At 63.4% G+C, this 13,563-nt stretch carries 14 protein-coding genes; 9 read left to right on the forward strand and 5 right to left on the reverse strand.

What is annotated here, in order from left to right; genetic code table 11:
- Window positions 1–85 precede the first annotated feature (85 nt).
- Window positions 86–934 carry a pantoate--beta-alanine ligase gene (gene panC / locus ACE191_RS13310; protein ID WP_400192720.1) on the reverse strand — a complete coding sequence of 283 codons (849 nt, stop codon included), beginning with the start codon at window positions 932–934 and terminating at the stop codon, window positions 86–88.
- 119 nt (window positions 935–1,053) lie between these two features.
- Here panC and ACE191_RS13315 point away from each other — a divergent pair, with 119 nt between their 5' ends.
- The 3 genes from ACE191_RS13315 to glmS all read left to right on the forward strand — a co-directional run bounded on the left by ACE191_RS13315 (window position 1,054) and on the right by glmS (window position 5,244).
- On the forward strand, window positions 1,054–1,866 hold the full coding sequence (locus tag ACE191_RS13315; RefSeq protein WP_400192721.1) for a glycogen/starch synthase: 813 nt from the start codon (window positions 1,054–1,056) through the stop codon (window positions 1,864–1,866).
- The gene (locus ACE191_RS13320) at window positions 1,850–3,310 is read left to right on the forward strand and encodes a DUF4270 family protein (RefSeq protein WP_400192722.1); all 1,461 of its coding nucleotides are present in this window, start codon (window positions 1,850–1,852) and stop codon (window positions 3,308–3,310) included. Before ACE191_RS13315 ends, ACE191_RS13320 begins: the two co-directional genes overlap by 17 nt.
- A gap of 98 nt (window positions 3,311–3,408) precedes the next feature.
- Window positions 3,409–5,244 carry a glutamine--fructose-6-phosphate transaminase (isomerizing) gene (gene glmS, locus ACE191_RS13325; RefSeq protein ID WP_400192723.1) on the forward strand — a complete coding sequence of 612 codons (1,836 nt, stop codon included), beginning with the start codon at window positions 3,409–3,411 and terminating at the stop codon, window positions 5,242–5,244.
- Window positions 5,245–5,318: 74 nt separating this feature from the next.
- Here glmS and ACE191_RS13330 read toward each other — a convergent pair whose 3' ends face one another.
- Window positions 5,319–6,017 (reverse strand): 3-hydroxyacyl-CoA dehydrogenase family protein, encoded by a 699-nt coding sequence (locus ACE191_RS13330; RefSeq protein WP_400192724.1) that lies wholly within the window; start codon window positions 6,015–6,017, stop codon window positions 5,319–5,321.
- 57 nt (window positions 6,018–6,074) lie between these two features.
- Here ACE191_RS13330 and ACE191_RS13335 point away from each other — a divergent pair, with 57 nt between their 5' ends.
- The 5 genes from ACE191_RS13335 to ACE191_RS13355 all read left to right on the forward strand — a co-directional run bounded on the left by ACE191_RS13335 (window position 6,075) and on the right by ACE191_RS13355 (window position 9,803).
- The gene (locus ACE191_RS13335) at window positions 6,075–6,461 is read left to right on the forward strand and encodes a RidA family protein (RefSeq protein ID WP_400192725.1); all 387 of its coding nucleotides are present in this window, start codon (window positions 6,075–6,077) and stop codon (window positions 6,459–6,461) included.
- 88 nt (window positions 6,462–6,549) lie between these two features.
- On the forward strand, window positions 6,550–6,735 hold the full coding sequence (locus ACE191_RS13340) for a hypothetical protein (RefSeq protein ID WP_400192726.1): 186 nt from the start codon (window positions 6,550–6,552) through the stop codon (window positions 6,733–6,735).
- Between the two features lie 137 nt (window positions 6,736–6,872).
- The gene (gene gltX, locus ACE191_RS13345) at window positions 6,873–8,426 is read left to right on the forward strand and encodes a glutamate--tRNA ligase (RefSeq protein ID WP_400192727.1); all 1,554 of its coding nucleotides are present in this window, start codon (window positions 6,873–6,875) and stop codon (window positions 8,424–8,426) included.
- A 104-nt stretch (window positions 8,427–8,530) separates the two neighbouring features.
- Window positions 8,531–8,896 carry a hypothetical protein gene (locus ACE191_RS13350; RefSeq protein ID WP_400192728.1) on the forward strand — a complete coding sequence of 122 codons (366 nt, stop codon included), beginning with the start codon at window positions 8,531–8,533 and terminating at the stop codon, window positions 8,894–8,896.
- Between the two features lie 127 nt (window positions 8,897–9,023).
- Entirely contained in the window at window positions 9,024–9,803 is a 780-nt protein-coding gene (locus ACE191_RS13355; RefSeq protein WP_400192729.1) for a TIGR00266 family protein, read from the forward strand.
- A 77-nt stretch (window positions 9,804–9,880) separates the two neighbouring features.
- Here the strand turns inward: ACE191_RS13355 and ACE191_RS13360 are convergent, their stop codons facing one another.
- From ACE191_RS13360 to lptB, 3 genes are all read right to left on the reverse strand, one after another.
- On the reverse strand, window positions 9,881–10,033 hold the full coding sequence (locus tag ACE191_RS13360) for a hypothetical protein (protein ID WP_400192730.1): 153 nt from the start codon (window positions 10,031–10,033) through the stop codon (window positions 9,881–9,883).
- Between the two features lie 430 nt (window positions 10,034–10,463).
- On the reverse strand, window positions 10,464–11,993 hold the full coding sequence (locus ACE191_RS13365) for a GH3 auxin-responsive promoter family protein (protein ID WP_400192731.1): 1,530 nt from the start codon (window positions 11,991–11,993) through the stop codon (window positions 10,464–10,466).
- Between the two features lie 131 nt (window positions 11,994–12,124).
- On the reverse strand, window positions 12,125–12,856 hold the full coding sequence (lptB, locus tag ACE191_RS13370) for an LPS export ABC transporter ATP-binding protein (protein ID WP_400192732.1): 732 nt from the start codon (window positions 12,854–12,856) through the stop codon (window positions 12,125–12,127).
- Window positions 12,857–13,014: 158 nt separating this feature from the next.
- Here lptB and ACE191_RS13375 point away from each other — a divergent pair, with 158 nt between their 5' ends.
- On the forward strand, window positions 13,015–13,563 hold the full coding sequence (locus ACE191_RS13375; protein ID WP_400192733.1) for a hypothetical protein: 549 nt from the start codon (window positions 13,015–13,017) through the stop codon (window positions 13,561–13,563).

A 13,563-nucleotide genomic window follows, 5' to 3' on the forward strand; every position in this document is an offset into this window, starting at 1 on the left:
ACCCGTTTTTTGGCCGGCAAAGATAGGTAAATGCCGCCGGCCCCACCGGCGCCAGGCCGTTACCCCGTTGCCGGGCCGTGCCGGCTCATGCTTCCTTACGGCCGGCCACCACCACGTTGTCAATCAGGCGTACCCCCCCCAGCCAGGCGGCCAGGCAGATGACCACGGCGTGGCCGGGCTGCAACTCGGGCTGCAGAGTTTCGGCGTCGGCCACCTCCAGGTACTCCAGCTCGATGTCGGGAAAGTCCCTCAGAAACGCTACCGCCGCCGCGCGGGCCGCGGCGGGCCCGGCGCTCAGCTGCTGGGCCGCCCGCTGCAGGGCTTGGTACAGCCGCGGCGCCGAGGCTCGGGCCTCGGCCGCCAGCCGGCGGTTGCGCGACGACATGGCCAGCCCATCGGCCTCGCGCACGGTGGGCGCCGCTACCAGCTCCAGGTCGAAACTCAAGTCCTGCACCAGCTGCCGCACAATGGCCACCTGCTGCCAGTCTTTCTGCCCGAAGTAGGCGCGGTGGGGCCGCACCAGGTGAAACAGCTTGCTCACCACCGTGGCCACGCCGTTGAAGTGGCCCGGCCGGTGCGCGCCTTCCATCACCCGCTCCAGGGGGCCGAAATCGAACTGCAGCACCGTGGGGCGCGGGTATATCTGCTCGGGCGTGGGGGCAAACAGCACGGTGCAGCCGGTAGCGCGCAGCATTTCGGCATCGGTATCGAGCACCCGGGGATATAATTTGAAGTCTTCGGTGTTGTTGAACTGCGTGGGATTCACAAACACGCTGACTACCACTACGTCGTTGGCGGCGGCGGCAGCCTTTACCAATTGCAGGTGGCCTTCGTGCAGCGCGCCCATGGTGGGCACAAAGCCAATGCGGTGGCCGGCGCGGCGCCAGGTTTCGGTCTGAGCTTGCAACGCGGCGGCAGTTTCGAGTATCTCCATGAAAACAAAGGGCCTTGGTAGACCCGTCGGGGGCGATATAGTGGATTTATCGGGCAAAATTGTTTAATTTTGTGCGTCCCAATGGTGTATCCCTTCCCAAACCTCTTCTTTCACCCCGTATGTCGAAGCTAAGAATACTCTATGCTGCCACGGAAATCAATCCGTTTTTGCAAACGACCCGGGTAGCGGAGTTCCTGCGGCGCCTGCCGCAAGGTATGCAGGAAATGGGGATGGAAATCCGCATTTTCGTGCCGCGATTCGGCATTATCAACGAGCGTAAGAACCGCCTGCACGAGGTGGTGCGCCTCTCCGGCATCAACATTGCCGTGGGCGAAGACGAAAAGCCGCTCATCATCAAGGTGGCCTCGATTCCGAACGCCAAGCTGCAGGTGTACTTCATCGACAACGAGGATTACTTCCACCGCAAGTCGGTGCTGCGCGACAAAAATGACCAGTTCCACGCCGACAACGACGAGCGCGCCATCTTCTTCTGCAAGGGTGTGCTCGAGACGGTGAAAAAGCTGGGCTGGTCGCCCGACATCGTGCACTGCAACGACTGGATGACGGGCCTGATGCCGCTCTACCTGAAGACGACCTACAAAAAGGACCCGATCTTCAAGGACGCCAAATCGATTTTCACGGTCTACAACAACGAGTTCGACCACAAATTCGACGGCAACCTGATCGAGAAAGCCAAGATGCTCGACATCGACGACTCGATGCTGGCGGCTTTGCAGTCGGCCGACTTCCAAGGCTTTATCAAGATTGGCATGGAGTACGCCGACTCGGTGGTGCGCTCCGACGAGGACTTCAGCGACAACCTGAACGCCCTGTTCTCCGAATTTGCCACCCGCCGCAACATCGGGCAGGTCGCCGACGACGAGAACCTGCTCAACTCCTACTACACGCTGTATAATGAATTGGCCAACTAGGCTGTTTGCCCCGCGGACGTTGGTGGCCCTGCTGCTGACGTCCGCATTGTTTTCGCTCGGTTCCTGCGAAGACCCCACGGAGCTGGGTGCCGAGCTGAACGAGCCCATCAGTACCCAGTTCGAGGATTTCCCGGTCACGGCTTCCATGCTGGTGCAGGACTCGCTGCCCACCCTCAAGCGCGACTTGTGGCTGGCCGGCCGCCTGCGCGACGGCGGGTTGCAGACCACCATTACGGCTAGCTCGGCCCTGGAGCTGAACATCAGCCAGGATTCGCTGCCCTCGCTCTTCACCGACGCCCGGCTCGACTCGGTGATTATGTTCGCCAGCTTCAGCCGCGCCTACGGCAACGCTACCCAGCCCGTGCGCCTCGACGTGCACAAGCTTACCGCGCTACTCGACGAGCGTGGTGCCTACACCTCCAGCACGCCCATTGCCCTCGACCCCGCTCCTATTGCCAGCAACCGGCCGGTGAAGCTGGTGCGCGTGCGGCGCGAGCGGGTGAGCCCCGACGTGGCCACCGACACTACCACCGTGCGCGTAGAGCTCCCCCTGCGCCTGCCCTTGCTGGAAAAGCCCGCCGATGCCAACCGCCCCTTCTACCAGGGTTTGTTTGACAAGCTGAACACTGCCGGCTTCAACCAGACCGTGCTCAACGATTACTGGAAGGGCATTGCCGTGCGGCCCAACGACTCGTTTACGGGTACCATCGTGGGCTTCAACCGCACCAGCGCGGCCGAGGTATACGTGTACTTCCACGTGGGTACCAAGGCCAAGCGCTACCGCCTGTACTTCGGCGACCCGGTTTCGGCCGGGGCCGGCGCCGCTGCTCCGCTCTACTACACCCAGCTGACCTTCGACCGCGCCGGCGGGCCCCTGGCCCCGCTCCAGACCGACCAGGACGAGCTGCCGCCCCTGAATGCCACCACCGAGCCGGTAACCTACACCCAGTCGGGCACCGGCCTGGGCACCAAGCTGGTTATTCCCGGCCTGCAAACCCTGCGCAACCGTACCGGGCTGCTCATCAACCGCGCCGAGCTCATCATTCCGGTGCGCCCTTTCACCAACGCCCAGTACGCCCTGCCCAACCAGCTGTACCTCTACGAACTGAACAGCCGCAACCGCATTCTGCGGCGCTTGGTAGGCGTGGAGCCCAAGGAGCGCACCATTCAGAGCGAGGGCGCCAACCCACTGGGGACCGACGCGGAAGGCGCCTTTACCTTGGTTGATGCCGGCTCGGCGGGCCGCTACTACAGCGGTTTGGTAACCAGCTACGTGCAGGCCTACGCCACCAGCCAGCAGATCGGCGAGCTTCCCGCCGGCTTCCTGCTCACGCCCACGCTGCGGCGGGGCGGCTCGGCTCCGGGCGGACAACTGTCGCTGGACCGCGCCGCGCTGAACGCCACCGGCATTCGTCTGCGCGTGTACTACTCGGCTCCCCAGTAGCCGCCGGCAGACTGCGGGAAATACGGCACGAGCTTTGCAGCCCGGCCGCCCCTGCCGCTTACATTTTTCTTCTGAACCTCTTTTTTCTTTGACGCCGTATGTGCGGAATCGTCGCTTACATCGGGCACCGTGAGGCCTGCCCCGTTATCCTCAAAGGCCTGCGCCGCCTCGAATACCGCGGCTACGACTCGGCCGGCATTGCCCTGCTCAATGGCCAGCTCAACGTCTACAAGAAAAAAGGCAAGGTTGCTGACTTAGAGGCGTTCATTGCCGACAAGAACATCCACGCCAACATTGGCATGGGCCACACCCGCTGGGCTACCCACGGGGAGCCCAACGACGTGAATGCCCACCCGCACTACTCCACCTCGGAGCGCATTGCCATCATTCACAACGGCATCATCGAAAACTACGCGGCGCTGAAGACTCACCTGATTCAGCAGGGCCACGAGTTTCACTCAGATACCGACACCGAGGTTTTCGTCAACCTGATTGAGGAAATCCAGAAGCAGAACAGCTGCTCGCTGGAGGAAGCCGTGCGCCTGGCCCTGCACGAAGTTGTGGGTGCCTACGCCATTGTAGTGCTCAGCAAGGACGCTCCCAACCAGCTGATTGCGGCCCGCAAAGGCTCCCCGCTGGTTATCGGCGTAGGCCAGGACGAGTTCTTCCTGGCTTCCGACGCGACGCCCATCATCGAGTACACCAACGAGGTCGTGTACGTGAACGACTACGAAATCGTGGTTATCCGCGACGGCAAGCTCGACATTCGCAGCAAGGAAGACGTGGTGCAGACGCCCTACATCCAGAAGCTGGAGCTGGAGCTGGACTCCATCGAGAAAGGCGGCTACGAGCACTTCATGCTGAAGGAAATCTTCGAGCAGCCGCGCTCCATCCTCGACTCGATGCGCGGCCGCCTGGAGCTGGACGCGAGCCACCTGAACATGGGCGGCGTGCGGGCCTTCGAGCAGAAGTTCATGAACGCCCAGCGCATCATCATCGTGGCCTGCGGCACTTCGTGGCACGCCGGCCTGGTGGCCGAATACCTCATTGAGGACTTCGCCCGCATTCCGGTGGAAGTGGAGTACGCCTCGGAGTTCCGCTACCGCAACCCGGTGCTGTCGGAGCGCGACATCGTCATTGCCATTTCGCAGTCGGGTGAAACGGCCGATACGCTGGCCGCCATCGAGCTGGCCAAGAGCAAGGGCGCAACCATCTTCGGCATCTGCAACGTGGTAGGCTCGAGCATTGCCCGCGCCACCGACGCCGGCGCCTACACCCACGCCGGCCCCGAAATCGGGGTAGCCTCGACCAAGGCCTTCACGGCCCAGGTGACGGTGCTCACGCTGCTGGCCATGATTGTGGGCCACCGCCGCGGCACCCTCTCCGACGTGAAGCTGCGCGAGCTGATGGTGGAGCTGCACACCATTCCCCAGAAAGTGGAGAAGGCGCTGGAGCTGGACACCGAAATCCGCCAGATTGCCGAAATCTTCAAGGACGTGCCCAACTTCCTGTATCTGGGCCGCGGCTACAACTTCCCGGTAGCCCTGGAAGGCGCCCTCAAGCTCAAGGAAATCAGCTACATCCACGCCGAGGGCTACCCCGCGGCCGAAATGAAGCACGGCCCCATCGCCCTGATCGACGAGAACATGCCGGTGGTCGTTATTGCCACGCGCGACAGCTCCTACGAGAAAATCGTGTCGAACATCCAGGAAGTGAAGGCCCGCAAAGGCCGCATCATAGCCGTGGTGAGCGAAGGCGACAACGTGATTCCCGGCATGGCCGAGTTCGTGGTGGAAGTGCCCCACACCTCGGAGGCACTGATGCCGCTGCTGTCGGTAATTCCGCTGCAGCTGCTCTCCTACCACATTGCCGTGCTGCGCGGCTGCAACGTTGACCAGCCCCGTAACCTGGCCAAGTCGGTAACGGTGGAGTAAGCACCGCTTAACCAAAGAGAAGGCCGCCCCGGATTCGTCCGGGGCGGCCTTTTTTCGTGGCGTTGCTTGGGTTTTTACAGCGCAAACGACTCCTGCTGCTGCACCATGCGCTTGAGCAGCGGGCAAATGCGGTACCGCTCGTCGCGAGTGTCTTCCCACAGCGCCGCCAGCACCTCGTACACCCGCGCTACGCCTAGGGCATTTGCCCACTCAAACGGCCCTCGGGGGTAGCTGGTGCCGAGCTTCATGGCCAGGTCGATGTCGCGCACCGAGGCCGTGCCTTCTTGCACCGTAAAGCAGGCTTCATTGATGATCATGCACACCACCCGGGGCGTCACCAAACCCACCCGGTCTTCCACCACGCGGAAGTCGGTGCCCAAGTGGGCGCAGGTTTCACGCAGCTGGTCGGCAGCGGCGGGATCGAGCAAACTCACTTCCAGCAGCGGGCGGTTGAGCAGCGTGGGTAGGCCGCAAAAGCCGAATACGGGGTAGCTTGGCCGGTGGGGCCCGCCGAAGCGGCTGGCCAGCGACTCGGTGGCCGCCTCGGCAAACACCACCAGCCCCGCGCGCTCTTCGTAGAGCGGGCCGTAGTTGCCGAAGTCGAACACCACGTCGGCCGTGGGCAGGGCTTCGTCGAGCAGCGGCAGGGCCGCTTCCGCGTCGTCGACCAGGCGGCCGTCGGCCTCGGGCACGAAGGTGTAGCGGTGCCCGGGACCGAATTTCTGGCGCAGTTCAGCGGCTACGTGCTGGCCGTCGAGGATGAGTAGGTGCATGGATTTGGCTAAGTTCAGGCCCCGAAAATAGGGCTTCGGCCCACAACCCCCTGCTCAATGACCAATACCATTATTCAGACCGCCGACGCGCCGGCCGCCATCGGGCCCTACAGCCAGGCCGTGCAGGCCGGCAACACCGTGTACGTGTCGGGCCAGATTGCCTTGGACCCGGCCAGCGGGCAGCTCGTGGGCGAGGGCGACGTGCAGCCGCAGACCCACCAGGTAATGCGCAACCTGCAGGCCGTGCTGGCCGCCGCCGGCTACAGCCTGGCCGACGTGGTGAAGTGCAGCATCTTCGTCAAGGACCTGGGCAACTTTGCCGTCATCAACGAAATCTACGGCTCGTACTTCGGCGCCGGCCCCTACCCTGCCCGCGAAACCGTGGAGGTCAGCCGCCTGCCCAAGGACGTGCTGGTGGAAATTTCCTGCATTGCAGTGAAATAGAAGAAGTGGTGAAATAGCAAGCTGGTGAGTGTAGTTCTGGCTGCCTCAACGGCAAACTCAGTATCTCACCCCCTTACCATCTCACCACATGAAAGAACTCGGACTCGGCCTGCTGCTCGTTGGCGTTATCTCCCTGATTCTGCCGCTGCTGAACCTGAACTTCCTGTTCCTGGACTGGATTAACAACTGGGGCCCGGCCACGGCCTGGCTGATTCGCGGCGGCATCACGCTGCTGGGCTTGGTGCTGTGGCTGTCGTTTCGCAACCGCGACTGACCAATGATTGAGTGAGCGAATGACTGAATGATTGAGTGACGTACAGACATTCAGTCATTCGCTCACTCAATCATTGCCTACCTTCGCGCCACGTTTTGCCCCGACATAACCGTCGGGGCCGATAGTGTCGTTTTCGTATGGAAAGAGAAGTTCGGGTGCGGTTTGCGCCCAGTCCCACCGGCCCGCTGCACATCGGCGGCGTGCGCACCGCCCTCTACAACTACCTGCTGGCCCGCAAGCTGGGCGGCAAGATGCTGCTGCGCATCGAGGACACCGACCAGAACCGCTTCGTACCCGGGGCCGAGCAGTACATCATGGACTCGCTGCGCTGGTGCGGCATCGAGATTGACGAGGGCATCGAGCAGGGCGGCCCGCACGCGCCCTACCGCCAGAGCGAGCGGAAACCCATGTACCGCCAGTACGCCGACCAGCTCATCCGCGACGGCTACGCCTACTACGCCTTCGACACGCCCGAGGAGCTGGACGCCATGCGCGCCCGGCTCACGGCGGCCAAGGTGCCCAACCCGCAGTACAACAGCATCACGCGCGCCCAGATGCGCAACTCGCTGACCCTGCCCGCCGAGGAAGTACATCAGCTGCTGGCCAACGATACGCCCTATGTCATTCGCCTGAAGGTACCGCGCAAGGAAGAAGTGCGCTTCAACGACCTGATTCGCGGTTGGGTGGTGGTGCATTCCTCCTCCATCGACGACAAGGTGCTGATGAAGTCGGACGGCATGCCGACCTACCACCTGGCCAACATCGTGGACGACCACCTGATGGAAATCACCCACGTGATTCGCGGCGAGGAGTGGCTGCCCTCGGCGCCGCTGCACGTGCTGCTGTACCGCTACCTGGGCTGGGAAAGCACCATGCCGCAGTTTGCCCACCTGCCCCTACTGCTCAAGCCCGACGGCACGGGCAAGCTCTCCAAGCGCGACGGCGACAAGCTGGGCTTCCCGGTGTTTCCGCTGGAGTTCCACGGCACCGATGCCGAAACCGGCCAGCCCACCGTGAGTAGCGGCTACCGCGAGTCGGGTTACCTGCCCGAGGCCTTCATCAACTTCCTGGCCTTCCTGGGCTGGAACCCGGGTACCCAGCAGGAAATCTTCTCGATGCCCGAGCTGATTGAGGCCTTCTCCATCGAGCGCGTGAGCAAGTCGCCGGCCCGCTTCGACCAGAACAAGGTGCGCTGGTACAACGAGCAGTACCTGCGCGCCAAGCCTGATGCGGAGCTGGCCCAGTACCTGCTCGACGCCCTGCAGCAGCAGGGCATCAGCGACGTGCCGGCCGACAAAGCCGAGCAGATTGCCGCCCTGGTGAAAGAGCGCGCCACCTTCCCGGCCGACCTGGCCAAGGAAGCCCAGCTGTTCTTCCAGCGCCCCGCCAGCTACGACGAGCAGGTCGTCAGCAAGAAGTGGAACGCCCAGGTAGCCGGGGCCCTCTCGGAGTTTGCCACCCAGCTGCCGGCCGCGGCCGATACCACGCCCGAGGGCATCAAGACGCTGCTGACCCAGGTGGTGGAAGGCCTGGGCCTGAAGCTGGGCCAGGTGCTGCAGGCGCTGCGCGTAGCCGTAACGGGCGCCGCCGCCGGCCCCGACCTGATGGCCATCATGAGTATTCTGGGCACCCAGGAAACGGCCGACCGCCTCTGGCTGGCCATCGACAAGCTCAGCCACCCCGCCGCCTAGGCGCGGGTGCATCCGAAGGCCGGGCCGCTGCGTAGTGGAAAAGCTACGCGGCGGCCCGGCTTTTTTGGGGCTGCCGCGTATCCACCCTTTAAGGCGCGACGCTCATGGCCAAGAAACCCGTCAAGAAAAAGCAGCAGGACCCGGACAAAAAGCCGCGGGTACACAAAGAGCTGGAAGGCTTCGAAATCAAGGTGAACCCGCTGGGCGAAATCACCTCCAGCTACTCCATCGAGCAGATCAACGAGTTTCTGAACCGCCACGTGCGCGACAAGAAGCTGGTGAACCGCGACGGGCAGTTCGGCGAAAAAACCGAAGCCGAGGACGAGGAATTTCCCGTGGAAGAAGGCGTAGTGGAGGAGCCTGAGGAGTCGGACGAGGAGTTCATGCGCCGCACGTCTAAGGAAGCCAAGAAAAAGAAAGCGGCCGACGACGACGCGGCCCTGCCTCCAACCACCGCGGAAGAAAGCTAACCGGCTCCGGCTGCGAGCCAGGATCCGGCGAACCGCCCGGCTGCCTGTGCCCGCAGTCACCGGGCGGTTCGCCGCTTTTTATTGCCGTTCCCTTATACTTGCCGCGACATCCATTTCACCCCCCATCATGCGTTCCCACGACGTTGATTACCGCATTATCGGCCACGACATCCAGGTACTGGAAGTAGAGCTGGACCCGCAGGAAACCGTAATTGCCGAGGCCGGCACCATGGTGTACATGGACGAGCCCATTGCCTGGGACACGCGCATGGGCGACGGCTCGGAGCCCGATCAGGGCTTTTTCGGCAAGCTGCTCTCGGCCGGCACTCGCCTCATCACTGGCGAGTCGCTGTTTATGACGCACTTCACCCACGCCGGCTCCTACGGCAAGGCCCGCGTGGGCTTTTCGGCTCCCTACCCCGGCACCATCATGCCCATCGACCTGAGCACGCTACCCCAGGGCCTGATCGTGCAGAAGGACGGCTTTCTGGCCGCGGCCCGGGGCACCAAGCTGGCCATTCACTTCAACCAGAAGCTGGGTTCGGGCTTTTTCGGCGGCGAAGGTTTCATTCTGCAGAAGCTCACCGGCGACGGCAAAGCCTTTATTCACGCCGGTGGCACCGTCATCGAGCGCACCCTCAACAACGAGATGCTGCGCGTGGATACGGGTTGCGTGGTGGCCTTCGAGCCGGGCATCGACTTCAGCGTATCCCGCGCCGGCAACCTCAAATCCATGATTTTCGGCGGCGAAGGGCTGCTGCTAGCCACGCTGCGCGGCTCAGGCCGGGTGTGGCTGCAGTCAATGCCGGTGAAAAAGCTGATTCAGGCGCTGATGCCCAACGGCGCCAACGCCGGCAAGGAAAGCGGCACCGTATTGGGTGGCCTCGGCCGCATGTTCGACCAGTAGGCTTTCCTTCCCCAGCAAACGCCACGGCCCCCGCTTCTGCTTCCAGAGGCGGGGGCCGTGGCGTTTATTGAGCGAGACTAGCTGCCGGTATGGTCAGAGAAAGTCAGTTCGGTGGGGTACGAAGAAAGCGAGTCCTTCTGCTTGGCAATAATCATCAGGCTAATCACCAATACAGCCACCATCAAAGTCAGCAGCCAGCCAATGGTGCGGCCCGTTACCCACTTCTTCATGAAGGAGCGTCGGTTGCGCTGACGCTTACGCCGGGAAGAGGAATGCGAGGACGACCGCGACGAGGAGCGGGACGACGAACGGGAGCGGGAGCGGGACGACGACCCGGCAGCCGACGTACCTTCCGGGGCGGAAGAGGTGTGCACGCGGGCGGTGGGGGAAACCGTAAAAGTAGACAATGGGTGGGGCCGTTAGGTGGGAACAGTTGCACTAAAATATGTAATTTTCTCAATAATAAGATAAACTATCGTTTTTTTTACCAGATGCGCCGTAACCGGAGAGCCAGCATCCGCGTAACGGGCTGCCCTGCTTAAGCTTATCCGGAGGCCGGGAAAAGCGCATCAACGGCCGGATGGGAAAATTCTTCTATTTCTCATCCTTGACAAAGCCCATTACTTAGTACTTACTCTCGATGTTTTCGGTTACCGGCGGCTAGGTGCGACCGGAACTGAGCTGGAGCAACTCATCCAGCAGCTCGCGGGAGTTGCTCAGCCGCGGCACTTTGTGCTGCCCGCCCAGCTTGCCCCGCCGGGCCAGCCAGCCTTCGAAAGTACCCGCCGGGGCTACCGTAAGCAGCGGCGGCTGCAAGGCCAGGTCGCGGTGGCGCTTGGCGTCGTAGTCTGAGTTGAGCTGGCGCAGTTCGGCATCGAGTACAGCCGTGAAGTGCGCGGCGTCGGCGGGCGGCTGGGCAAACTCCACCAGCCACTGGTGGCCGCCGCGTGAGCCGGCCGCGCCGTCGAAGTAAATGGGGGCCGCGGTGAAGTCGCGCACCAGCGCGCCGGTGGCCCGGGCGGCGGCGGCTACGGCGGCTTCGGCGTTTTCCACCACTACCTCTTCCCCAAAAGCATTCAGGAAGTGCTTGGTGCGGCCGGAAATACGGATGCGGTAGGGAGCCAGGCTGGTGAAGCGCACCGTGTCGCCGAGGTGGTAGCGCCAGAGGCCGGCCGTGGTGCTGATAACCAGGGCGTAGCTAGGGCCGATTTCCACTTCGCCGAGGGTGAGCGTGCGGGGCTGCTCGCGGTCCTGCTCGGCGGTCGGGATAAACTCGTAGTAGATGCCGTGGTCGAGCAGCAGCAGCAGATCAGAGGAGTCGGGTTGGTCCTGGAAGGCCAAGTAACCCTCCGAGGCGTTGTAGATTTCCAGGTAGCGCATCCGCTCGTCGGGAATCAGCTGCCGGAACAGCTCCCGGTAGGGTCCGAAGGCCACGGCCCCGTGCATGAACAGGCGCAGGTTGGGCCACACCTCCGGAATGGGCCGGCCGCCCGCCAGCTCCGACACCCGGCGCAGCAGCAGAATCATCCAGGTGGGCACACCGGCCAGGTTCACCACGTTCTCGTGCAGCACGTGGCGGGCCATGCGCTCGAGCTTTTCCTCCCACTCGCCCAGCAAGGCCAGCTCCAGCGGCGGGGTACGGCGGCTCTGGGCCCAGCCCGGCAGGTTGTGCATGATGACGGCCGACACGTCGCCCATGTGCGAGGCCGCGTCGTCGGGGCGAAAGGGATTGGGACCCAGTGAGCCGCCCAGGGCCAGGGTTTTGCCGCGCAGCACGCCCGCGTCGGGGTAAAGGGTGGTGGCCAGGGCTACCATGTCGCGCCCGGCGCGGTAGTGGCCGTCTTCCAGCGCCTCGCGGGTTACGGGAATGTACTTGGAGCGGGCGTTGGTGGTGCCGCTGCTCTTGGCAAACCACTGCACCCGGCCGGGCCAGAGCACGTCGGCCTCGCCGCGCAGCACCTGCTCGATGCGCGGGTACAGCTGCTCGTAGCTGCTCACGGGCACGCGCCGGGCAAACTCGGCGGCCGACAGGCCTTCGGCGTAGCCGTACTCCCGCCCCCAGGCCGTGGAACGCGCCGACTGCAGCAGGTGGCGCAGCAACTGCTCCTGCAGCTGCAGCGGCTGGGTGCGCACCTGCTCCAGGCGCACCAGGCGCCGCTTCAGAACCCAGGCCAGCAGGTCATTTATCATTGATCAATTGCCATTTAACAGCCACCCGCGCTTTAGTGGCCGGGCCCGATACGCCCCAAGTACGGCGGTTTCCCGCCTGGGGTGCACGCAGCCGGAAAATGCCGGCAGGCAGATCAGGAGCGCCTCCATGATCAGATTTTGCGCTTCAGCTCGAAGTGCTTGCCCAGGTACACGCGGCGCACCATTTCGTCGGCGGCCAGCTCTTCAGCGGTACCGGCTTTCAGCAGCTTGCCCTCGAAGAGCAGATAGGCGCGGTCGACGATGCTGAGCGTCTCGTTCACGTTGTGGTCGGTGATGAGGATGCCGATGTTCTTGTGCTTGAGCTTGGCCACGATGCCCTGAATTTCCTCCACGGCAATGGGGTCGACGCCGGCGAAGGGCTCGTCGAGCAGCACGAACTTGGGGTCGACGGCCAGGGCGCGGGCAATTTCGGTGCGGCGCCGCTCGCCGCCGCTCAGCACCCGGCCCAGGTTTTTGCGCACGTGCGTGAGGCTGAACTCGTTGAGCAGCTCCTCCACTTTGTCGCGCTGGGCCTGCTTGGGCAGCTTGGTCATTTCCAGCACCGACAGGATGTTTTCCTCCACCGACAGGTCGCGGAACACCGAGGCCTCCTGGGCCAGGTAGCCGATGCCGCGGCGGGCGCGCTGGTAAATAGGCAGGTTGGTGATGTCCTCGTCGTCGAGAAAGATGCGGCCGGAGTTGGGCTTGACCATGCCCACCGTCATGTAGAACGAGGTGGTTTTGCCGGCGCCGTTGGGCCCCAGCAGCCCCACGATTTCGCCCTGGGCCACGGTCAGCGACATGTCGTTGACTACGGTGCGTTGCTTGTATTTCTTGACGAGGTGTTCGGCGCGCAGAATCATGTATGGGCAAAGGTAACACGCGGGGCAATTGGGCCGCTCCCGCCCGCTTTCAACGCCGCCGGGCCGCCGGGCGGGTTATCAAATCATGTTTCCGGGCCGGAATGAGGCCGGCGGGTGCTTACTTGCGGCCGTTTTTCGCATTGCTCCCCCTTCAGTACATGTTCAGCTATCTTCTTCGCGGAGCGGCCGTAGCTGCCCTGCTCGCCTGCGGCCTGTCGACGGCCCGGGCCCAGTCCGTCAACCAGGAACGCTTCGTGGCCGCCCGCGACTCGGTGCTGAGCGAGGTGGCCGCCGTGCGGCAGCTGCTCGAGCAGCACACCCTGGGCGTGCAGATTCGCACTCCGGCCATCGGCTTCAAGCGGCGCATCGTCAAGAGCGTAACCCCCGCGCGCCGGTCCAGCAATACCCCGGAAACCTCGTGGCGCCGCGTGGTGCGCCACCTGCCGGGCGGGCTCACTATCGAGAAATACCAGGCTCGGCTGAACGGGAAGGTAATACTGCGTGAGCAGCGCATCAACGGGCAGTTGGCCTGGGTGTGGGTGCGCCGCTACGCTAATGGGCAAGCAGCTAACAGCCCTGCTTACCTGGCCTACGAAGCCAAGCTCATCCGCGAGGGGTACGTGCGCATCGGCCGCAATATCAATCCGTACATCAGCAACCTCTACTTCCGCAACTACGCCGCCCCGGTAGCGCCTCCTACGCTGTAG

Source organism: Hymenobacter sp. B81 (genome assembly GCF_044628455.1).
Lineage (GTDB): Bacteria > Bacteroidota > Bacteroidia > Cytophagales > Hymenobacteraceae > Solirubrum.